Annotated in this window: 26 protein-coding genes and 1 pseudogene; 24 read left to right on the top strand and 3 right to left on the bottom strand. The window is 37.3% G+C overall.

The window, feature by feature from the left end; translation table 11 throughout:
- Positions 1 to 34 precede the first annotated feature (34 nt).
- A complete protein-coding gene (locus tag ACSU6B_RS26540) occupies positions 35 to 979 on the bottom strand; it encodes a DUF1385 domain-containing protein (protein ID WP_410889401.1) in 945 nt (314 codons plus the stop codon).
- Between the two features lie 285 nt (positions 980 to 1,264).
- Here ACSU6B_RS26540 and ACSU6B_RS26545 point away from each other — a divergent pair, with 285 nt between their 5' ends.
- The 16 genes from ACSU6B_RS26545 to ACSU6B_RS26620 all read left to right on the top strand — a co-directional run bounded on the left by ACSU6B_RS26545 (position 1,265) and on the right by ACSU6B_RS26620 (position 13,346).
- The gene (locus ACSU6B_RS26545; protein ID WP_214998531.1) at positions 1,265 to 1,762 is read left to right on the top strand and encodes a YqhR family membrane protein; all 498 of its coding nucleotides are present in this window, start codon (positions 1,265 to 1,267) and stop codon (positions 1,760 to 1,762) included.
- Between the two features lie 79 nt (positions 1,763 to 1,841).
- Complete coding sequence (locus ACSU6B_RS26550; protein ID WP_410889403.1) at positions 1,842 to 2,903, top strand: M24 family metallopeptidase; 1,062 nt, start codon at positions 1,842 to 1,844, stop codon at positions 2,901 to 2,903.
- A gap of 22 nt (positions 2,904 to 2,925) precedes the next feature.
- A complete protein-coding gene (gene efp, locus ACSU6B_RS26555) occupies positions 2,926 to 3,483 on the top strand; it encodes an elongation factor P (RefSeq protein WP_088088945.1) in 558 nt (185 codons plus the stop codon).
- Positions 3,484 to 3,677: 194 nt separating this feature from the next.
- Positions 3,678 to 4,127, top strand: coding sequence for a PCYCGC motif-containing (lipo)protein (locus ACSU6B_RS26560; protein ID WP_410889405.1), 450 nt, complete (start codon positions 3,678 to 3,680; stop codon positions 4,125 to 4,127).
- A 10-nt stretch (positions 4,128 to 4,137) separates the two neighbouring features.
- Complete coding sequence (locus ACSU6B_RS26565; RefSeq protein ID WP_410889407.1) at positions 4,138 to 4,791, top strand: c-type cytochrome; 654 nt, start codon at positions 4,138 to 4,140, stop codon at positions 4,789 to 4,791.
- 245 nt (positions 4,792 to 5,036) lie between these two features.
- Entirely contained in the window at positions 5,037 to 6,089 is a 1,053-nt protein-coding gene (locus ACSU6B_RS26570; RefSeq protein WP_410889409.1) for a hypothetical protein, read from the top strand.
- A gap of 13 nt (positions 6,090 to 6,102) precedes the next feature.
- Positions 6,103 to 6,555: a cytochrome c maturation protein CcmE gene (locus ACSU6B_RS26575; protein WP_088088940.1), complete on the top strand. Its 453-nt coding sequence runs from the start codon at positions 6,103 to 6,105 to the stop codon at positions 6,553 to 6,555.
- A gap of 25 nt (positions 6,556 to 6,580) precedes the next feature.
- The gene (locus ACSU6B_RS26580; protein WP_410889411.1) at positions 6,581 to 8,563 is read left to right on the top strand and encodes a heme lyase CcmF/NrfE family subunit; all 1,983 of its coding nucleotides are present in this window, start codon (positions 6,581 to 6,583) and stop codon (positions 8,561 to 8,563) included.
- A 1-nt stretch (position 8,564) separates the two neighbouring features.
- Entirely contained in the window at positions 8,565 to 9,071 is a 507-nt protein-coding gene (locus ACSU6B_RS26585) for a cytochrome c-type biogenesis protein CcmH (protein ID WP_410889413.1), read from the top strand.
- 12 nt (positions 9,072 to 9,083) lie between these two features.
- Complete coding sequence (locus ACSU6B_RS26590; protein ID WP_214998538.1) at positions 9,084 to 9,458, top strand: hypothetical protein; 375 nt, start codon at positions 9,084 to 9,086, stop codon at positions 9,456 to 9,458.
- Positions 9,455 to 10,444, top strand: coding sequence for a hypothetical protein (locus ACSU6B_RS26595; RefSeq protein WP_410889414.1), 990 nt, complete (start codon positions 9,455 to 9,457; stop codon positions 10,442 to 10,444). The genes ACSU6B_RS26590 and ACSU6B_RS26595 overlap by 4 nt, the downstream gene beginning before the upstream one ends.
- Positions 10,445 to 10,468: 24 nt before the next feature.
- On the top strand, positions 10,469 to 11,173 hold the full coding sequence (locus tag ACSU6B_RS26600) for an ABC transporter ATP-binding protein (RefSeq protein WP_410889415.1): 705 nt from the start codon (positions 10,469 to 10,471) through the stop codon (positions 11,171 to 11,173).
- A complete protein-coding gene (locus ACSU6B_RS26605) occupies positions 11,170 to 11,850 on the top strand; it encodes a heme exporter protein CcmB (protein ID WP_410889416.1) in 681 nt (226 codons plus the stop codon). The genes ACSU6B_RS26600 and ACSU6B_RS26605 overlap by 4 nt, the downstream gene beginning before the upstream one ends.
- Positions 11,851 to 11,853: 3 nt before the next feature.
- On the top strand, positions 11,854 to 12,615 hold the full coding sequence (locus ACSU6B_RS26610; protein WP_410889417.1) for a cytochrome c biogenesis protein: 762 nt from the start codon (positions 11,854 to 11,856) through the stop codon (positions 12,613 to 12,615).
- Positions 12,616 to 12,627: 12 nt separating this feature from the next.
- Entirely contained in the window at positions 12,628 to 12,759 is a 132-nt protein-coding gene (locus tag ACSU6B_RS26615) for a CcmD family protein (protein WP_410889418.1), read from the top strand.
- Positions 12,760 to 12,836: 77 nt separating this feature from the next.
- Complete coding sequence (locus tag ACSU6B_RS26620) at positions 12,837 to 13,346, top strand: TlpA family protein disulfide reductase (protein ID WP_410889419.1); 510 nt, start codon at positions 12,837 to 12,839, stop codon at positions 13,344 to 13,346.
- A 134-nt stretch (positions 13,347 to 13,480) separates the two neighbouring features.
- On the opposite strand, the gene ACSU6B_RS26625 is transcribed toward ACSU6B_RS26620, so the two are convergent.
- Entirely contained in the window at positions 13,481 to 14,149 is a 669-nt protein-coding gene (locus tag ACSU6B_RS26625; protein ID WP_410889420.1) for an SIMPL domain-containing protein, read from the bottom strand.
- 216 nt (positions 14,150 to 14,365) lie between these two features.
- Here ACSU6B_RS26625 and spoIIIAA point away from each other — a divergent pair, with 216 nt between their 5' ends.
- The 8 genes from spoIIIAA to ACSU6B_RS26665 are packed head-to-tail and all read left to right on the top strand — an operon-like array spanning position 14,366 to position 19,505.
- Entirely contained in the window at positions 14,366 to 15,289 is a 924-nt protein-coding gene (gene spoIIIAA / locus ACSU6B_RS26630; protein ID WP_410889421.1) for a stage III sporulation protein AA, read from the top strand.
- On the top strand, positions 15,290 to 15,805 hold the full coding sequence (gene spoIIIAB, locus ACSU6B_RS26635) for a stage III sporulation protein SpoIIIAB (RefSeq protein WP_214998547.1): 516 nt from the start codon (positions 15,290 to 15,292) through the stop codon (positions 15,803 to 15,805). It begins immediately after the preceding gene.
- An 11-nt stretch (positions 15,806 to 15,816) separates the two neighbouring features.
- A complete protein-coding gene (gene spoIIIAC, locus ACSU6B_RS26640) occupies positions 15,817 to 16,020 on the top strand; it encodes a stage III sporulation protein AC (RefSeq protein WP_066060661.1) in 204 nt (67 codons plus the stop codon).
- Positions 15,977 to 16,426, top strand: a complete 450-nt coding sequence (gene spoIIIAD / locus ACSU6B_RS26645; RefSeq protein WP_098931474.1) for a stage III sporulation protein AD — start codon at positions 15,977 to 15,979, stop codon at positions 16,424 to 16,426. The genes spoIIIAC and spoIIIAD overlap by 44 nt, the downstream gene beginning before the upstream one ends.
- A 31-nt stretch (positions 16,427 to 16,457) precedes the next feature.
- Complete coding sequence (gene spoIIIAE, locus ACSU6B_RS26650; protein WP_214713120.1) at positions 16,458 to 17,654, top strand: stage III sporulation protein AE; 1,197 nt, start codon at positions 16,458 to 16,460, stop codon at positions 17,652 to 17,654.
- Positions 17,655 to 17,665: 11 nt separating this feature from the next.
- On the top strand, positions 17,666 to 18,295 hold the full coding sequence (gene spoIIIAF / locus ACSU6B_RS26655) for a stage III sporulation protein AF (RefSeq protein WP_410889422.1): 630 nt from the start codon (positions 17,666 to 17,668) through the stop codon (positions 18,293 to 18,295).
- Positions 18,288 to 18,938 (top strand): stage III sporulation protein AG, encoded by a 651-nt coding sequence (gene spoIIIAG, locus ACSU6B_RS26660; protein WP_410889423.1) that lies wholly within the window; start codon positions 18,288 to 18,290, stop codon positions 18,936 to 18,938. The genes spoIIIAF and spoIIIAG overlap by 8 nt, the downstream gene beginning before the upstream one ends.
- Positions 18,939 to 18,953: 15 nt before the next feature.
- Entirely contained in the window at positions 18,954 to 19,505 is a 552-nt protein-coding gene (locus ACSU6B_RS26665; protein ID WP_214998550.1) for a SpoIIIAH-like family protein, read from the top strand.
- Positions 19,506 to 19,629: 124 nt separating this feature from the next.
- Here ACSU6B_RS26665 and ACSU6B_RS26670 read toward each other — a convergent pair.
- Positions 19,630 to 19,841, bottom strand: a pseudogene (locus ACSU6B_RS26670) (transposase); the annotation flags it as partial.

The following is a 19,841-nucleotide window of genomic DNA, read 5'->3' on the forward strand; positions in this document are numbered from 1 at the left end:
TTTTTTATTCTTTTAAACACGCTAAAACAAGAATTTAGACAATTTCTTCGCTTTTAACCAAGTACTCAGATTCCTTTTCTCTTCTTAATAATTCGTTAAAAGAAAGTATTGCCACTTCGACTTGATCATTTTGTGGTTCCTTCGTTGTTATTAGTTGCAGCCAAAGACCAGGATAACCTAGATACTTTAAAACTGGAATATCTTTAAGTTTATTAGTTAATTGAAGGATTTCAAAAGCAATACCCAAAACCACAGGAATTAAGAGGAGACGGTCGGCCACCCGTAACCAAAGCGGAGTTGAAGGTACCAGCATATAGACAAAAACACCAACAAAGACTGTAAACAGGATGAAACTACTGCCACAGCGGTAATGCAGACGGGAATGAGCCTGCACATTTTCAACGGTTAACTCAACTCCAGCTTCAAAGGTATTTATTACTTTATGTTCGGCACCATGATATTGAAACACCCTTTTTATCAATGGAGTAAGTGAAACAAAATAAATATAGGAAATTAATAAAATTAGTTTAAAAAAACCTTCCACTAACACTTGAGCAAAATGCGATGGAAAAATTGGTTTTGTCAAAACTGCAAGGAACACAGGGATCAGCGTAAAAGCAAATTTACCAAATAAAAATGAAATCACACCAATTGCAGCAACACCAAGGTACATGGTCAATTTAGAGACTTCTTTTTCTTTTATAATTTCATCTTCTTTTGGATCCACATCAAATCTTTCCGTCGAGAAGTTTAAATGTTTCGATCCATTTGCACTCGACTCAATAATTGCGATAATCCCTCGCAGAAATGGGATTTTCTTTAGGATTGTAAAATAAGGATTTGCTTTACGAGGCAAATGAAAATATTCAACAGATTGATCCTTCCTGCGTACCGCGGTAACATAATGATGTTTTCCGCCAAACATAACACCTTCGACAACCGCTTGGCCGCCATAAACGGGTTTTTGAGAATTGGACATATATTTTACACCAACCTAATCTATAGTTGCACAACAGCTGAAAGATAAAATCTGTATGTACTTAATTCTATTCTACTAGAAAAACAAAAAAACCTCTAGGAATGACATAATATTTCCAATTAAAAAGTTTTTTTATATGTAAGGGATTGAATACCAAAGGACATAATAAGAAATGGAATTTATTATGGCCTTTCGTTGTCCCAATTATAGGACAGCATATCAAGTATATATAACAGCAAAAAGGGCACTTCCCGAATAAACAGAAAGTAAACGGAGGTTGTTACAATGGCGATTGAGAAGAAACTAGGAAATTATCCTAAGCCCATGTCCTTTTCGGTAATGGTATTTTGGACGGGTTTATTTGGAGGTCTGTTTTGGGGATTGATTGGCTGTATTGCGTCCTACTTAAGTTTTACAGAAATTCGTCCCAATGTCATTCTAGAGCCATGGGCACTAGGGCATTGGAAATACGAATGGCTGGGGACCGTCATTTCCATTATTTTAATTGGAATATGTTCCGTGATAGCAGCATTTATTTACTATGCAGTGCTGAGGAAATTCACAGGGTTTTGGTTTGGACTTGGCTATGGAATTGTATTGTTTTTGGTGGTGTTCTTTATTCTAAATCCACTATTTCCAGGTATTAAACCATTTTTTGATCTAAAAAGAGATACGATCATTACATCCGTTTGTATTTATATCGTATATGGAATCTTTATTGGATATTCCATAAATTATGAGTATCAAAATACTAACGAGCAAGTGAACGAGGAGTCCTCCTAAGTTACGATTAGTCGGATGAAGTAGGGTGTGATAAAATATTTTTGTCCTCATATGGATTTGAAAAGGAGAGTGGAGAGCAATGGAAAAAATAGAAAAACTAAGATCTAATTTTTCAACACTTGGAATTGATGGAATTTTGATCACTAGCCCATATAATCGTCGCTATATTTCAAACTTTACTGGCTCTGCCGGTGTAGTTTTAATTAGTGCGGAAAAAACTTTGTTTCTTACGGATTTCCGCTATATTGAACAAGCGACTAAACAATGCCAAGGTTTCGAGATTATAAAAATAACCGGAACGATTCCTGAAGAAGTTGCACAACAAGTGAAGAACCTTGGAATTCAAAAGCTGGGATTTGAAGAGGATTTTCTAAGCTACTCCTCCTTTAGATTATATGATAAAGAAGTTGACGCTGAACTTGTTCCGTTTTCTGGTGTAATCGAAAAGTTACGCTTGATAAAGACTGATGCAGAGATTAAGATATTAAAGGTAGCAGCTGATATTGCTGATGCTGCATTTAAACATATTTTAGACTTCATTGGTCCAGGAAAAACTGAATTAGAAGTATCTAATGAGTTAGAGTTCTTTATGAGGAGAGCTGGTGCCACTTCCTCTTCATTTGATACAATCGTTGCTTCTGGTCATCGCTCAGCACTTCCACATGGTGTTGCTAGCGATAAGGTAATTGAAGCAGGGGATATTGTAACAATGGACTACGGCTGTTACTACAATGGATATGTTTCTGATATTACGCGGACTATTGCGATTGGAGAGCCAGACGCACAGCTTAAAGAAATTTATGAAGTTGTACTTGAAGCTCAATTACTTGGAATGGCGGGAATCAAACCAGGTTTGACAGGGAAGCAAGCAGATGCAATAACACGAGACTACATAAAAGAAAAAGGTTATGGTGAATACTTTGGTCATTCAACAGGGCACGGTATCGGACTTGAGATCCATGAAGGCCCTGGTCTATCGATGAAGTCTGATGTAAAATTAGAACCTGGAATGGTAGTAACATGTGAGCCGGGTATCTATATCCCAGGTCTCGGAGGCGTTCGGATTGAAGATGATACATTGATTACAAAGGACCATAACGAAGCACTCACACATTCTACAAAAGAACTAATTATACTGTAATGATTTTTAGGAGGATCTTAATATGATATCTGTAAATGATTTTAAAACAGGATTAACAATTGAAGTGGATGGCGGCCTATGGCGTGTCCTTGATTTCCAACACGTAAAGCCAGGTAAAGGAGCAGCCTTTGTTCGTTCCAAGCTTCGTAACCTTCGTAATGGAGCAATTCAAGAAAAAACATTCCGTGCAGGTGAGAAAGTAGAGAAAGCTCAAATCGATAACCGTAAAATGCAATATCTTTATGCAAGCGGTGATAATCATGTATTTATGGATATGGAATCTTACGAGCAGGTAGAACTTCCTGCTTCAAGCATTGAGTATGAATTAAAGTTTTTGAAAGAAAATATGGAAGTACAAATTATGATGTTTAATTATGAAACTCTTGGAGTAGAATTACCAAACAATGTAATTTTAGAGGTTGCTGAAACAGAACCGGGTATTAAGGGGGATACGTCTTCTGGCGGTACCAAGTCAGCTACCCTTGAAACAGGTCTTTCTGTTCAGGTTCCTTTCTTCATCAATCAAGGGGATAAGTTAATTATCAATACGACTGATGGATCATACGTGTCACGTGCATAATCAGTTCAAAGCCTTAGTCCGAAAGTTGTCGGATTAAGGCTTTTTTTTAACAATTCTTAATGAAAACTGCTTATATCCCCCTAACGGTATACTTAAAAACTTCACTAAATAGTAAGAATTAGTTACTTATTGACTATTTTATTTTTGCTAAACTGAAATAGTAAAAAAATAAAAAGGAAGGGGTGCTACAGAAAATGAAACGAATTACATCTCTCTTGTTCCTTGGGATTTTGTTTGCAATTATAGCCGCTGGCTGCAGTTCTAAACTTAATGATCAAAGTTGGAAACTTGATAAAAAACATTCGCCATTACCTGATTTTGTTCTAAATACATCAGAAAAAATTCAAGAAACGTATGTTATGGCAGCAACTTATCCAGAGGTAGTTGCGCAGGTTCCATGCTATTGTGGTTGTGTTAATGACGGTCATAAAAGTAACCTTGATTGTTTTATCAAAGGAATGGGACCAGAAAATGCAGTTGAAGAATGGGATTCACATGGTATAGCCTGAGATACATGTGTCAATATCGCCCGGGAGGCGGTAGAAATGCATCTTGACGGAAAAAGCCCAGCGAAAATTTATGATTTATTAACAAGAAAATATGAAGATATTGGGGAGCCAACCCCAACACCTGAACCTAAGTAAGGGGAAACCCATGAAGAAAATACTAATCGGATTTTACATTTTGATTATTATTGGAATTATTGTCTGTTTAAGTAATAGCCGCATTTTTGATAGCAAGAAATCAGAAGCAATTGCTGCTGGTGAAAAGGTATATAACAAAAATTGTATATTTTGTCACGGCGAAACAGGAAAAGGAGAAGGCTCAAAAACGGGGACGGCTTTAAATAGCCAGATTTTTTTAAGCTCCGTATCCGATAAAGACTTGTATAATTATGTGAAATATGGAAGAGAAGGCACAGTCATGCCTGCTTACGGTCCTCGAATGTCAGATAAGGATTTAAAAAACCTTGTTGCTTATATAAGAGACTGGCAGACAGAAGAAATCGAGTTTGATGTTCCAAAAACGATTTCAGGTAATCCTGAAAATGGAAAAGCACAATATAATTTATATTGTCTCAATTGTCATGGTGAAGCAGGGACAGGTAAGTATAAAATGGGAACCGCTCTCTCTAATCCCCAATACCTGAAATATACAACTGATAAGCAAATATGGATTAATGCAGCCTACGGTCGTGAAGAAACTAGAATGAGTCCTTCATTAAAGGGACTTGAAGGCGCACGCCAGCTCAAGAAAAAAGATATTACCGATATTGTTACCTATATCCGATCTTTGGAGAAAAAATAAACTGAATACAGCATAAAAGACCTGAATCCATTACAAAAGGATACAGGTTTTTTTTGCCCATTTTTAATTTGTGAACATTTTGTGGTGGTTTTTTGTCGAAACCACAACGATTTTTATCCTTTAACAAAATGTTCAAGAGTGAATCAACAAATAAGGATTGATAAAGATTATATTTATTTCAAAGAGGACTATAGTGAAAAATAGTACTTTCTAGTGATAAGTTTTTTAAGTTAAGGAGGATTAAGATGCTTAAAAATAAGTTGTTGGCATTATTCGTAATCGCATTATTTTTAACGAATTTCATCATCCCGAAGGCTAGTGCTGAAACAGCCTTTCAGGCAGAAAAATTTCCTTTTAAGGAAATGCAGATTCAGGTAATGCCAGAGTTTGATTATCCCGAAGGTTGGTCGCGAGATATTCCATCTTTACTAGTGGGACAGTACGGAACAATTACCAATAAAAGTGGTCAAGATTTCGATGGGAAGATTGAGATTCCCGTTCCAGCAATGGAAAAAGGCTTTGAAGCCTTCTTGGTAGCAGAATTCCCAGAAAAAAATAAGCCTGAAGTACAGCGTCCCTATGATGTCGATAAAGAAAATGGGATCATTACTTGGAAACCAGCTAAAGCAATTAAGACTAACGAAACCTACGAATTTGTCATTGAGTACTATACAAAGTCATTTAACGTGAAGGACAACAAGAGCTTTACATATGAACTTAAAAATAAAGCTGATATCGAGCTGTTAGATGTTATCTTTTATGCTCCAATGGATGCAAAGGAAATAAACATTGAGCCAAAAGCAGCAAACAATTCGAAAAATGAATATGGAGAAGAGCTCTATTACTATCAATACAAAAATGTAAAGGCAGATTCTGGCTTGAAATACTCTTTCTCATATAAGAAAGATGGTACCGAATCAACAATGGAGGCGATCAATAAAAAGCAGCCACCAAATGATGAAAACCATAGTGGTGTAACTGCAACAGACCAAGTTGTTAAAAACGGGGGAACCACTAATTCATCAAAACGTCCAATTATCGGGCTGAGTGGTGCATCGATCATCGGTATTGCAACCATCATTGCCGGACTCTTTGTTTTTATTGGCTTAAAAGGAAATAAACAATCAGCATCTAAGGCAGCCAGTCAAAATAAAAAACAACCGAAGAAGCCGTCTCCAACGGTTAAAAAAGACAACAAAACAGCGAATTCTGAAGAAAAGAAGGAACTGCGCAAAAAACTTTTAACTGGAAAGATAGACCAAGAAATATACGAAGAAGAAATGAAAAAATTAATCTAATGAGGTGAGAAGAATGAAAAAAAATACGATTATCATGCTTGGTGGGTTTATTATTGCAGGAGCTATTGTATTCCTTCTGATGGCAGCAACTCCTGGTTCAAGTGGTGTTGAGTTAACGATGAAAGAGCTCTTGGCAACTCAAGATCAACATAAAGATGATTTTGTAACTGTAGAAGGATTACTTATTGAAGATTCAATTAAATGGAATCCAGACAAAATTGAGTTGAAGTTTGATGTTAAAGATAACGACGGAAATGTTATGCATGTTATTCATAATGGTACCAAACCAGATAACTTTGCAGAAGGTGTCATTACTATTCTCCAAGGGGCTCCGACCAAAAAGAATACATTTGTGGCAGAGACAGTTAAAACTAGATGTCCTTCAAAGTATGAAGGAAAAGATATCAAAAATTATAATCCAGAGACACATAAAGATAAGTTAAATAAAACACCGAATGAAAAATAACAGGCTAACTTAAGAAGGTGACGAAATGTATTTATTTGCCAACGCAACGATTTATATAGGCTTGGCCATCGCAATTTATTCACTCCTCATTATCACGTTGGGGATTAGCACGAAAAATCAAAAGTTTATTAACAGTGGTAAAGGTGGATTGATTGCATTATTAGTATGTTCATCACTTGCAATGCTTTCATTGTTCTACCTATTAGCTACCTCTCAATTTCAATACGAATATGTTCATGATTACACAAGCAGTGAACTACCGATTATCTATAAACTTACCGCACTATGGGCGGGGAATGCAGGCTCGTTGTTATTGTGGACATTCTTCTTGACTCTTTATACTTGTATGATTGCTTTCTCACGGAAGTTAAAAAGAAACCCGATGATTCCATACATATCGTCCATCTTACTTGCAAATGCAGTTTTCTTCTTTTTTATTTTAGGTTTTGTTGCAAAACCCTTCCTTCTATTAAATGAGATTCCTATAGAAGGAAAAGGATTAAATCCAATGCTTCAAAATCCAGGAATGATCATTCATCCTGTCACACTTTACCTTGGCTATGTAGGTCTTGCCATTCCATTTGCTTTTGCGATGGCGGCATTGATCTTGAAAAATGTCGATGATTTCTGGATTAAAATGACTAGACGTTGGACAATTATTGCCTGGTTATTTTTAAGTCTTGGAAATATCTTTGGTGGTCAATGGGCATATGTTGAACTTGGCTGGGGCGGTTACTGGGCATGGGATCCAGTTGAAAATGCCTCCTTTATGCCATGGTTAACAGCAACTGCCTTCTTACATTCCGTTATGATTCAAGAACGGAAAAACATGTTAAAAATTTGGAATATCAGCTTAATCATTGTCTCCTATGCACTTACCCTATTTGGTACATTCTTAGTGAGAAGCGGCGTACTGACATCTGTCCATGCCTTTGCAAATTCAAACCTGGGATTATACTTCTTAATCTTCATGGGTGTGGCAGTCATCGGAGCACTATATGTGTTAATGAGCCGTTACAACCTGTTGAAACGCAGTGCAGGGGAATTTAATTCCTTTGTTTCTAAAGAGAGCAGCTTCTTAGTAAATAATTTATTACTTGTCGGAGCAGCCTTTGCCGTATTCTGGGGGACGATTTTCCCGTTAGTATCGGAAGCAGTACGTGGTACAAAAGTAACGGTTGGTCTGCCATTTTTTAATAAAGTTGAAGCACCAATCCTATTATCAATGATGTTTGTCATGGCAGTTTGTCCAATGCTTGCTTGGCAAAAATCTACCGTGAAAAATCTTAAGAAAAACTTCATGATTCCAGCCATCCTCGCTGTTCTTGGCATGATTTTGATGGTAGTGTTAGGAATTCAAAAAGCATGGGCAGTCATTGGTTATGGAGTAATCATTCTATTATTAATCACCCACTTCTTAGAGTTTTATAGAGGTGTAAAAGCTAGAAGAAAAATGACTAAAGAAACACCACTAGTGGCGCTGTACCGCTTGATGATTCGAAATCGCCGCAGGTATGGTGGATACATCGTTCACCTTGGTATTGCCTTCATCACGATGGGGATTATTGGTTCACAGAATTATGATTTACAAACAATGAAAACAGTCGATTTAGGTCAGTCAATTGAATTAAGGGATTATCGTATCAACTACGACCGACTTGATCAGAAGAAAGAAGGCATTAATGATATCGTCTATGCCGATGTAACCGTTTTTAGAAATGGTAAAAAGCTAGGCACTTACCAGCCAGAAAAGGTATTTTACGGTAACTGGGAACAGCCTTCTTCCGAAGTGGCGATTATATCTTCGCTTAAGGAAGACTTATACATCGTGTTAAGTGCCTGGGAAGATGATGGAAAAGCTACATTTGTTGTAAAGATTAATCCAATGATGAACTGGTTATGGATTGGTTCATTCATGATTGTTATTGGCGCTCTGTTCGCCGTTTGGAATGGAAAATATGGAAATGTCACTCCGAGGTACACAGGAGTACTCAGAGAGGTGTCTTAATATGAAAAACAAAATTTATATTGGCCTTCTCATAATATCGTTCATCTTTCAAGGATCATTCCTGCGCGTTGAAGCAGCAAAACAGATTGACTATAAATCAGCTGAATTTAAAGCCGTTGCTCAGCAATTCGCCTGCACATGTGGCTGTGGTCAGGATCATTATGAATGTGATCCGAACACGTGCAATCCTACCACAGAATTTAAAGCAGACCTGGTTGACATGATGAACAAGGGGTGGGATAAGGATAAAATTCGTGCCTATTATGTCAATATCTATGGTGAAGAAATTTTGACTTCACCTGAAAAAAGCGGTTTTAGTTTAACGGCTTGGGTTCTCCCGTTTGTAGTATTGGCCGCAGCGGGAATATCATTGTATTTCGTTATTCGTAAATGGGTTAAGAAAAAAGCCTCAGATGAACCTGTTGCTGAGTACCAGAACACCGAGGATGAAGTAGAAGGAGAAATACTATCTTCCATGATTGATGAAGAACGCAAAAAGTATCTTTAGGATGTGAACAAAATGCAAGATATCACAGTCATCTCGATTATTTTTACCACCATATTTGCGCTAGCTTGTCTGTTTCTAATATTATCACCGTTATTTAAGTGGGATGCTTATTTACATGTTAGTTCAACGGGTCAGGATATCGGCGCCACGAAAGAAGCACTATTAACAACACTTAATGAAATAGAATTTGAGTACAAGATGGATAAAATCTCACACGCTGATTATAAAGTTTTAAAGAAGCAATACGAAACAGAAGTTGCCAGCCTTATGAAGGAAGAAGAACAATTGATGGATACAAACATTGATAAAGATTTAATGGATGAAGTTGAAAAAGAAATTGAAGCTCGAATGAAAACTTATAAGAATAAAAAGGGGGAAGGAAAGTGATCAAAAAAATCACGCTTTTCTTCCTCGGACTGATGCTATTCATTCCATTTCATGGATTAGCAGCTTCTGATTCAAAGGTTTCGATTGATATGCATTATATCGTTGTCAGCCCTGCAGAAGATGGCTCAACGAATATGATGAATATGGTTAATTATACTAATACCTCAGCTGAAGAATATAAAGGTGACGGTAAAGGTGAAGCGGTCTTAAATGTAACCCTTCCCGATGGCGCAGAGGATCTCAACTTTTTAGACAATAAAATTGCCTTTAAAGAGGTTGACAAAGGATTCATTACAACCACGGCAATTCCAGGAAATCAAACGATGGTGTTGCCTTACAGTTATCGGATAGCGAAGGGAAAAGAAATTAATTTAAAAGCTGACTACAACGTACAAATGATGCAAATTCTCGTTCCAGAAGGAAGAGGGAGTATTGAAGTTAAGGGGGCTGTTGCAACCAGTCAAGGCAGTTTTAAATTTGATGACGAAAATTATTTTGGATACAGTATCGAAGGGATTAAAGCTAACCAATCGTTTACACTTGTTTATAAGCCAGATGTACAGCCTGTAGCGAATGAGACAAAAAAGTCAGAAACAACTAATAAAAGTAATAGTTCGGTTACACACACGGCGCCTGCCTTTCATAATCCAGGCCATCTAAGAATATGGGCACAGTCCCCGCTACACCGCTTTGATCCACACGTCTTTTTAATCATTATAGGAGCTATTGTATTTGCTGGAATCTCCTATTATATCTACTTCAGAAGGAAAGCAAAGCTGGAAGAGGAAAGACTTGGAGCAGATAAAGATGAGAAGGCATTTAAACTTTTAATGGCAAAGCAAAAAGCCATAATGGATAAGATCATTGAATTGGAAGAATCCTTCGGAGATGGAAAGCTTTCAGAGGATGAATATCATGCAAAGCTAGAAGCTTATAAACAGCATCTTGTCCAAGTAAAATTAAACTTACGTAATTTTGTAGAGTAGTAGCTGGGATGGGAGAGACTGCAAATGATAGAAATAAAAAAGCTAACAAAGCTAGCGTATAATAAGCTCATCCTTCGTGGTGTAGACCTCTCAATCAAAAAAGGAGAAACGGTTGCCATTCTTGGACCAAATGGTGCCGGAAAAAGTACGCTTCTAAAAGTACTCGCAACCTTAATAAAACCTACATCTGGGTCTATATGGGTTAATAATATGGATTTGAAAAAAAATCATATCGAAATAAAAAAAATAATGGGTTATTTACCCCATTCCAGTTTGCTTTATGATCATTACTCTCCATTAGAAAATATTGTGTTATTTGGGAATATCTATGGTGTTAAAAATGTTGAACAACGAGCGATTGCACTTGTCAAAGAAGTAGGTTTGTCATTCTTTTTAAATGAACCGGTAAAGAATTTCTCCCGTGGAATGATTCAACGGATTGCGATTGCACGAGCGATTGTTCATGAACCGGAAATTCTCCTTTTGGACGAACCGCACACAGGATTAGACCAAGGAGCAATTACCATACTTAATAACGTTATTCTTTCCATGAAAGCAAAAGGTACGACTACTTTAATGGTTACACATGATTTCAAACAAGCAGCTGAAATCTGTGACAGAATTATCATTGTGAAAAATGGCAAGATCGTCGATGATTTTAGGATTGAAAATCAAAACTTAGGTTTTGTTTCTGAAAAATATGAGCAATTAGTGGAGGGAGTATCATGAACCTTTTTCGAACAGCCCTCTTACTAGCAAAAAAGGATTTATATTCCGAATTAAAAACAAAACAAATTATGGTGACCCAAATTATTTTCGCTGGTCTGGTGATTGTTGTTTTCAGCTTCGCCTTTGACCCTGCCAATAATACAACAAAAGCAGTTATACCTGGAGTCATTTGGGTCATTATCGTCTTTGCAGGAATTTTAGGGCTTAACAGATCATTTATATCCGAGCAGAGAAATGATACGATGCAAGGATTATTGGTTGCACCAATGGAGGCAGCGAGCATTTATTTAGGAAAGTTCTTAGCCAATTTTTCGATGATGCTGATCGTAGAACTGGTTTCCATCCCGTTTTTATTTTTGTTATTTGATTTCAAATTTTTTGGCAGCATTCCTTATTTTATCTTAGTTGTATTCTTAGGCAGTTTTGGATTTATCGCCATTGGAACATTCTTGGCGGCATTGGCAGCCAATTCCAAAAGCAGTGAGATGCTGCTTCCACTATTGCTGTTTCCAATTACAACGCCAATCCTAATCGGTGTTGTTCAAGCCACTCGAATCATCTTAACGAATATGGAGAAATTTTCAAGTGCAGTCGCTTGGATTCAGTTAGTCACTGCGTATGATGTTATCTTCTTTGTTGTTTGTTTCTTATTAATTGATTATGTGCTGGAGGTTTAAGTGATGAGTATGAATCTCGAACGAGAGAAAGCGGTACTTACTGGATCTCAATTAACTGTTAAGAAGGGCCCAGATCTATCAAAGATTTTGTTTGGTACTACAGTTATTTCCATGTTGGTCGCCCTTTATTTTATCTTTATCTTTTCTGCTGAAGAAGTAACGATGGGAGCAGCCCAAAAAATCTTTTATTTTCATGTTAGCTCAGCATGGCTGGCGTTCATGGCATTTTTTGTGACATTTGTCTTCAGTATTTTATTCTTAGTCAAACGGAAAAGAATATTTGACACCTATGCTTATATTTCTGCAGAAATTGGTGTGGTCTTTACGATTATTGTCTTAACAACTGGCCCAATTTGGGCAAAATCATCATGGAATACTTGGTGGGTTTGGGAGCCGCGGTTAATTACAACGTTAATTCTTTTCTTTATCTATATAGCCTACATTATGATTCGTCAAATGGATGGAGTATGGGATAAAAAAGCCAGGCTTGCTGCTGTATTTGGAATCATCGGGTTTGCTGATGTTCCAATCGTATTTTTCGCGATTCGCTGGTGGCAAACAAAGTTTCACCCAATCGTGTTTGGTGAGGGACCTTCCCAAAAAGGTGGAGGTATTGAGAGTTCTATGCTAGTGGCGTTGTTTGTTTCACTTGCAGCATTTACCATTCTATATTCATACCTTCTTCATAAAGGTGTTTCTTTTGAAAATATGAAAATTAAAGTAGAGCGCTATAAAGAAAAATTAAGAGAAGAATTGGAAAAATAGGAGGAATTTATCATGGGTCTTGAATTTATGTATAGTGCCTATTCTGTTGCATGGGTTGTTATTTTTGGATATATGTTAATACTCGGTAAAAGACACTCAAAGCTTAAGAAAGAAATTGAATTCTTAAAACAACTAGAAAAATAACTAGTAGTAATAATTAGGCCTGTGAAGCATAAACAGGCCTTTTGCATAGAAACTTACTGGTGTCAGGAGGAAATACGATGAACAAGCGGGTCATCAAATTACTCGTATTGATTCTTATTGTTGGTATGTTTGGTTTCTTTGGTTATAGTTTAGTTACAAAAGGTGAACATACAGATGTTGGTGATAAGGCATATAATTTTTCGTTGTCAAATTTGGATGGAAGTAAAACCAAGCTCTCCGATTTTAACGGGGAAGTGGTTATTCTGAACTATTTTGCCAGTTGGTGTGCTCCATGTAAAGAGGAGCTGCCAGAGCTAGAATCCTTTCAAAAAGAATATGGTGATCAATATCATTTTTTTATGATTAATCGCGGTGAGACAATGGATAAGATTAATAAAGTAACGGAGAAAAATAAAGCCGGAATGAACTATTTATTTGATTATAATGCAAAGGTTTCTAAAATGTATAATGTGACAGGGCAGCCTGAAACCTTTGTGATTGATAAACAAGGAATAATTAGAGAACATTTTAACGGTCCAGTTACAGAAATGCAGTTATATAATTGGGCAAAGAAATATGACAATTAAATTCACAAAAAAAGGATTGAACCGATAAATTGGGTTCAATCCTTTTTTCTAGGCTTTGTTTAACTTGGCTGTTGATTTCCGCTCCAATCAACGTAGGCTTTAAATCAACAATGTCCTTTTACACAGCTTTTTTTCTAAAATGGTTTAAAGTGAAATTCTGCGATCACATCAGCCTTGACTGTTATTTGTCCTGGTTCAATTTGTGTGGAGGCAGCTCCTTTCACGAAAGCCCCAGTCTGATTAAAAACAGGCTGGACCGTTTTGCCTCCTTCGATAATTAACCTCGGTGTGGGGATTAACGATACATTTAAGGTCCCTGCAATGGTTTTAGCCCTTTCAATTGCATTATTTACTGCCATAACTAAGACCTGCTTATAAAAAGACTCTTTGTCTTTCACTGTAAATTGGACGTTAGAAACATAGTTCACACCATTTTGAACAGCGGTATCCACGACCTTGCCAACGATTGATAAGTCCTCTATTTTTACCTGCAGGATATGAGTTATTTTATAACCACGAAATATTTGTTTCCCTTGGTCATAATCGTAATCGGATTCAATTCGATAATCGAAGGTCTGTATATTATTTTTGGTAATTCCCAGTGAAATAAGAGAGTCGATTACCTTTGTTACTTCAAGAGAATTCTGCTGCTGGGCGTTTATTACCTGCTTGCTTTCCGTTATAATTCCTAGGTTTACCGAAGCGGAGTCAGGTTGGATTGCCAATTCTCCTTCACCAGACACTTTAATTAAATAGTCCTTGGGAGGTAATCCATTTCGATTTAACGGATGGTAATTGTACACTTCCCTCTCCCCCTTTATGTTTATTCTTTCTTTAAAATACGACTGACTTCCAAAAATGTTCCGATATTAAAATTTATCCCTTTCTACTTTTCTTATTTTTGTTCTAGCATTCATCTCAGAAAATAGAAAAGAAATGACAGTTTTGAAAGTCATAATGTGACCAAGCAGGCATACATTTTAAATAATGAGAAAGGCAAATATGAGGAGGTTGCACACGTGGAAACGATCCTAAACTTTTTACCAAAAAATATAGCCGACCTAATCAGCAAAATCCCTCCTAGCCAAAAAGAAGAACTGGAAGAAATCCGCATACGAATTAGCCGACCGATTGAAATGACAATGAAAGGCGCACCCAGGTTTTTACCGTATATTGTCCAGCCTGATGATGCTTTTCACCTAATGAATAAAATAAGTCATTTCTCCATCTATACCCTCGAAGAGGAACTTAAGCAAGGATTTATAACTGTTTCCGGGGGCCATCGGATTGGGCTGGCTGGTAAGGTGATCCTTGAGGGTGGAAAGGTCAAGGCGATCAGGGACATTTCCTCTTTTAATATTCGGATAGCTAGGGAAAAGGTAGGGATAGCTGAACCAATTATCCCTTATATCTATCAAGGAAATTGGATGCATACGATGGTGATTGGTCCGCCCCAAACTGGAAAAACAACATTACTGCGTGATATTGCAAGAATTGCATCCTCAGGTTACTTAGCAAGGGGTATACAGGCAAATAAGGTAGGGATTGTCGATGAACGAAGTGAAATTGCTGGATGTGTTAATGGAATACCGCAATTGACCTTTGGTGACCGTTTGGATGTGCTAGATGCCTGTCCGAAAGCTGAAGGAATGATGATGATGATTCGCTCGATGAGTCCAGATATTCTAGTTGTTGATGAAATAGGCCGGAAAGAAGATGCTGAAGCCATCCAAGAGGCTGTTCATGCGGGAATAAAGTTAATGATGACCACACATGGGACGAGCATTGAAGAAGTAAGAAATAGACCATCTTTACGGACGATTCTTGATCAAAAAATTTTTCAACGTTTTGTTGTCCTTAGCAGGGCATCAGGACCAGGAACTATTACTCATATTTTAGATAGAAATGGTAAAGAAATGAATCAAAAAGTGAGAGTGACATAAATGATTAAGCTTATAGGTGCTGTTTTCATAATTGTCGCAACAACATGGATCGGATTTGAGATTTCTAGACGTTTTAGTGAACGAACAAGGCAGCTCAGGGCATTAAGGACTGCACTACAATCACTTGAAGCAGAAATAATGTACGGTCATACGCCATTACATGAAGCAGCCAGAAGGTTAGCAGAACAGCTTTCAAAGCCGCTTTCAACCTTTTTTGAGTCCTTTTCCAAGAAATTAACGGACACCGAAACAACAGTAAGAGACGCTTGGGAAACGAGTTTAAGAGAAATATGGAATGCTACAGCATTAAAGCAGGGAGAATTTGAAATTATGAAGCAATTTGGGGAAACCCTGGGTCGACATGATCGTATGTCCCAGCAAAAACATATCATGCTGACACTAACACATCTTGAAAGAGAAGAGGCGGATGCAGTTCAAGCCCAAGCAACATACGAAAAAATGATCAAGAGTCTAGGATTCTTATCAGGATTATTACTGATTATTTTATTATTTTAGGGGGAAATGCAATGGGGTTAGAAGTGGATATTATTTTTAAAATTGCTGGTGTGGGAATAGTTGTTGCCTTTTTGCATACCGTTCTTGATCAGGTGGGGAAAAAAGAATACGCACAGTGGGTAACGTTGTTTGGGTTTATCTATATATTATTTCAGGTAGCATCCATTGTCGATGATCTCTTCCAAAAAATTAAATCTGTATTTTTATATCAATAGAAGGGGGGTCCCTAAGATTGAAATCATAAAAATAGTTGGCATAGCTCTTGTAGCAACCTTTCTAGCTTTAATTGTGAAAGAACAAAAGCCCAATTTTGCATTCCTCTTAGTTGTCTTTGTAGGCTGTGTCATTTTCCTTTTTTTGGTTGATAAAATTTATGAAATCATTCATATGCTTGAGAAACTGGCAGTGAATGCAAAAGTGAATATGGTTTATATCGAAACGATTTTAAAAATCATTGGAATTGCTTATATTGCTGAATTTGCCGCTCAGATTACAAAGGATGCTGGTCAGGGAGCACTCTCTTCTAAAATTGAATTAGCTGGAAAAATTATTATCCTTGCTATGGCGATCCCGATTTTAACTGTTTTGATTGAAACGATAATCAAACTTATTCCTAGTTGATGACAAACCTGAAAAAGAGGTGTAGATAGAATTGAAGCAGCGATTGCAGTTTATTCCTATTATAGTTCTTGTTTTCTTTTTTTTATCCTTTACAGGTGTACAAGCTGCCGAAGAGACTAAAGACCCAAACCCTCTTTCTCCGCAGGAGTTAGTTGATGCCCAGCTTAAATCCCTTGATATTACAGAACTCAAACAATTTTGGGAGGACATTACCTATAAATACGGAGGATTTCTTCCAGAAAGTCAAAAGGGGAGCTTGTATGACTTCGTAAGCGGCGAGAAGAAATTCTCATTTAAACAATGGGGGTTGGGAATAGTAAAGTTTGCCTTTCAAGAGTTTGTTTCTAACGGGAAATTACTGGGGTCATTGATCATGCTAACCATCTTTAGTATGTTCCTTCAATCGATGCAGAATGCCTTCGAGAAAAGCGCGATTAGCAAGGTTGCATATTCAATCGTTTATATGGTCTTAGTCATAATTGCCCTGAATAGTTTCCATATCGCCATAAGTTATACAAATGAAGCAATCGGATCGATGATCTCTTTTGTGCTAGCACTTGTTCCACTGTTACTCGCATTAATTGCAGCCTCTGGCGGTCTTATATCAGCAGCTTTCTTTCATCCGGTGATCTTGTTTTTAATGAATATAAGCGGTTTATTCATGCAGTATATTATCCTGCCTCTCCTGTTTCTAGCCACCTTGTTGAGTATTGTAAGCACGATGTCAGAACAGTATAAAGTGTCACAATTAGCTGCCCTGCTAAGAAACTGGAGCATTGGGTTAATGGGAATCTTCTTGACGGTGTTTCTAGGTGTTATATCAGTACAAGGAGCATCAGCAGCTGTAACAGATGGTGTTACGATTAGGACAGCGAAATTTGTAACGGGGAACTTTATACCTGTTATCGGCCGGATGTTTACAGATGCTACAGATACGGTGGTTAGTGCATCTGTCCTATTAAAAAATACAGTAGGCATTGCTGGTGTTGGTATCCTGCTTATCATTGTAGCCTTCCCAGCTATTAAAATCTTAATGATTGCCTTTATCTATAAATTCGCTGCCGCAATCTTGCAGCCATTAGGCGGCGGGCCAATCATTACCTGCTTGGATATTATTAGCAAGAGTGTCATTTATGTATTTGCAGCTTTAGGAATCGTTTCACTGATGTTCTTTTTATGTATAACAGTTATAGTTGCGGCAGGAAACCTGACGATGATGATGAGATAGGGGGGATTCATATGGAATTTTTAATAGAGTGGGTAACGAATATTATTCTCTTTATCTTGTTAGCCACGGTAATTGATATGCTCCTCCCCAATTCAAGTATGCAAAAGTACACAAAAATGGTTACAGGACTCCTTTTAATTGCCATTATTCTTACCCCAATTTTTAAATTGATTTCCAAGGATTTTGAATCAGCAATGGGTTCGATCCCTTCATATCAAGCCCCTGGAGAAAAAAATATGAAAAATTCAATAGATTTAAAGAAAAAAGAAATACAAGCCCAACAACATGCATATATTTTAGAAGAAATGGCTGTCCAACTGAAAAAGGACGTGAAAGAGGAGTTGATGGAACAATACGGATTGGAGATAGCAAAAATTGATCTAGCTACAAATGAAAAAAGCGACCAAGCATTCCCAGACAACCTCCAAAAGGTTATGGTTCTTCTGAAGCAACCAGAAAATGAAGTGAAGACAGTCGAAGCGATCAAACAAGTCGAAATTAACACAGAAACACCTCTTCCATCTAAAAGCTCAACAGAAGAAGCTGAAAAAATTGCCGCTTTTCTTTCGCAAAAATGGAATGTGACCGAAAAAACAGTTGAAGTTTCGATTGAAGGGGGGATTAATAACCAAAATGAATAACAACCAAGGACCATTTTCATGGCTTAAAAAGGTGCTCAAAATAGAAGGTAAATCTGACAAGAAACCAGGGAAATACCAGTATATGCTTGTTGTTCTATGTATCGGTGCAGCCTTTATGCTTGTTGGCAATATTGTATTTAAAACAGATTCGAACTCAGCGAATACACCTGTTGCGACGAGTGAAAAAGTAAATTCCGAAGATGTACCGGCATTTGGTCTAAATAAGGGCTCAAGCAATAAGGCATTGGATAAATATGAAGAAAAATATGAAAATCAGCTTAAGAAAGCCCTTCAGGAAATGCTAGGGGTTAACGATGTTACAGTTGTTGTCAATATTGATTCCACTGATAAGAAAGTGCTTGAAAAAAACAGGGTTTCCAAATCACAAACGACTGAAGAAACAGATCGAGAAGGTGGGGAACGGAAAGTTGAGGAAGCCTCAATTGATGAACAACTAGTGATTATCCGTGAGGGTGAAAAAGAGGTTCCGATTGTAGTAGAAACGAAAAAACCTGTAATTCGCGGTGTCTTAGTAGTTGCGAAAGGCGCAGAGAATATACAAGTTAAAAAGTGGATTGTAGAGGCAGTTACACGCGCTTTAGATGTACCAAGTCACCGAGTTGCTGTCATGCCTAAAAAATAAAAGGGGTGTTTTCCTATGCTATTGAAAAAACAAACAGTTTGGTTATTAACGATGTTAAGTTTAGTAGTTGTCTTATCCGTTTATTACATTACCTCTCCGGAACAGAAGAGTAATGATCTAGCTGCTGTTTCGCAAAAAGCGAAAGATCAAAATCAGGGTAAAACAAAAACGGAAGCTAAGGATGATAAAACAATTGTATCAACTGTTGCGGGTGATGAAGCGTTTGAAGAATTACGTATGAAGCTCGATGACCTAAGGAGCGAACAGCGAGAGGATCTAACGACGGAGCTTGCCTCCACAGATATTCCTGCGGTTGAGCGAAGTAAAGTAAAAGATCAAATGGACAAATTGAATCAAACGGCCAAACAAGAAGAAATTCTTGAAACGTTAATTAAAACAATGGGCTATGAAGATGCATTAGTAAGAGCCGATGGTGAAAAAGTAAGAGTCACAGTTAAATCTAAGAAGAAACCTTCAGCAACTGAGGCCAACAAAATCATCTTACAGGTGAAAAAAGAAATTGGAGAAACCAATTATGTAGCAGTAGAATTCCAACCAATGAAATAAATGAATGTAAAAAAGGAAAGTCAACGACTTTCCTTCAGATTGTCGAGAAAGGGTATTTTTCTCGGCAATTTTTTATTCTCAGCATTTAATTATTCATTGTACCTGCTAATGGGCCTGTTGATTTAGAATCCGAAAATAAGACACGACCACCTACCATTTTGTGATTCATTGCCTGGAGAACCATCTCATCATATATTTCCTGAAAGATTTCGGTACCTTTAAAACGATGTTGGCGATTCCAACTAATCGTTGAGTGGTGTGGAACAGGATCCTTAAATTTCAGGCCTAAAAACCAGCGGTAGGCAACATTCATTTCAATTTCTCTTTGTAATTGCC

The sequence above is a fragment of the Neobacillus sp. C211 genome (assembly GCF_051842875.1).
Taxonomy (GTDB): Bacteria; Bacillota; Bacilli; order Bacillales; family Cytobacillaceae; genus Neobacillus.

Coding starts and splice junctions, on each gene's coding strand:
- spoIIIAC (WP_066060661.1), top strand. CDS start 15,817: ATGGGGTTAGAAGTGGATATTATTTTTAAAATTGCTGGTGTGGGAATA.
- ACSU6B_RS26665 (WP_214998550.1), top strand. CDS start 18,954: ATGCTATTGAAAAAACAAACAGTTTGGTTATTAACGATGTTAAGTTTA.
- spoIIIAD (WP_098931474.1), top strand. CDS start 15,977: ATGATCTCTTCCAAAAAATTAAATCTGTATTTTTATATCAATAGAAGG.
- ACSU6B_RS26545 (WP_214998531.1), top strand. CDS start 1,265: ATGGCGATTGAGAAGAAACTAGGAAATTATCCTAAGCCCATGTCCTTT.
- spoIIIAG (WP_410889423.1), top strand. CDS start 18,288: ATGAATAACAACCAAGGACCATTTTCATGGCTTAAAAAGGTGCTCAAA.
- ACSU6B_RS26615 (WP_410889418.1), top strand. CDS start 12,628: ATGGGTCTTGAATTTATGTATAGTGCCTATTCTGTTGCATGGGTTGTT.
- ACSU6B_RS26610 (WP_410889417.1), top strand. CDS start 11,854: ATGAGTATGAATCTCGAACGAGAGAAAGCGGTACTTACTGGATCTCAA.
- ACSU6B_RS26550 (WP_410889403.1), top strand. CDS start 1,842: ATGGAAAAAATAGAAAAACTAAGATCTAATTTTTCAACACTTGGAATT.
- spoIIIAF (WP_410889422.1), top strand. CDS start 17,666: ATGGAATTTTTAATAGAGTGGGTAACGAATATTATTCTCTTTATCTTG.
- ACSU6B_RS26570 (WP_410889409.1), top strand. CDS start 5,037: ATGCTTAAAAATAAGTTGTTGGCATTATTCGTAATCGCATTATTTTTA.
- ACSU6B_RS26575 (WP_088088940.1), top strand. CDS start 6,103: ATGAAAAAAAATACGATTATCATGCTTGGTGGGTTTATTATTGCAGGA.
- efp (WP_088088945.1), top strand. CDS start 2,926: ATGATATCTGTAAATGATTTTAAAACAGGATTAACAATTGAAGTGGAT.
- ACSU6B_RS26580 (WP_410889411.1), top strand. CDS start 6,581: ATGTATTTATTTGCCAACGCAACGATTTATATAGGCTTGGCCATCGCA.
- ACSU6B_RS26590 (WP_214998538.1), top strand. CDS start 9,084: ATGCAAGATATCACAGTCATCTCGATTATTTTTACCACCATATTTGCG.
- ACSU6B_RS26565 (WP_410889407.1), top strand. CDS start 4,138: ATGAAGAAAATACTAATCGGATTTTACATTTTGATTATTATTGGAATT.
- spoIIIAB (WP_214998547.1), top strand. CDS start 15,290: ATGATTAAGCTTATAGGTGCTGTTTTCATAATTGTCGCAACAACATGG.
- ACSU6B_RS26585 (WP_410889413.1), top strand. CDS start 8,565: ATGAAAAACAAAATTTATATTGGCCTTCTCATAATATCGTTCATCTTT.
- ACSU6B_RS26605 (WP_410889416.1), top strand. CDS start 11,170: ATGAACCTTTTTCGAACAGCCCTCTTACTAGCAAAAAAGGATTTATAT.
- ACSU6B_RS26600 (WP_410889415.1), top strand. CDS start 10,469: ATGATAGAAATAAAAAAGCTAACAAAGCTAGCGTATAATAAGCTCATC.
- ACSU6B_RS26620 (WP_410889419.1), top strand. CDS start 12,837: ATGAACAAGCGGGTCATCAAATTACTCGTATTGATTCTTATTGTTGGT.
- ACSU6B_RS26540 (WP_410889401.1), bottom strand. CDS start 979: ATGTCCAATTCTCAAAAACCCGTTTATGGCGGCCAAGCGGTTGTCGAA.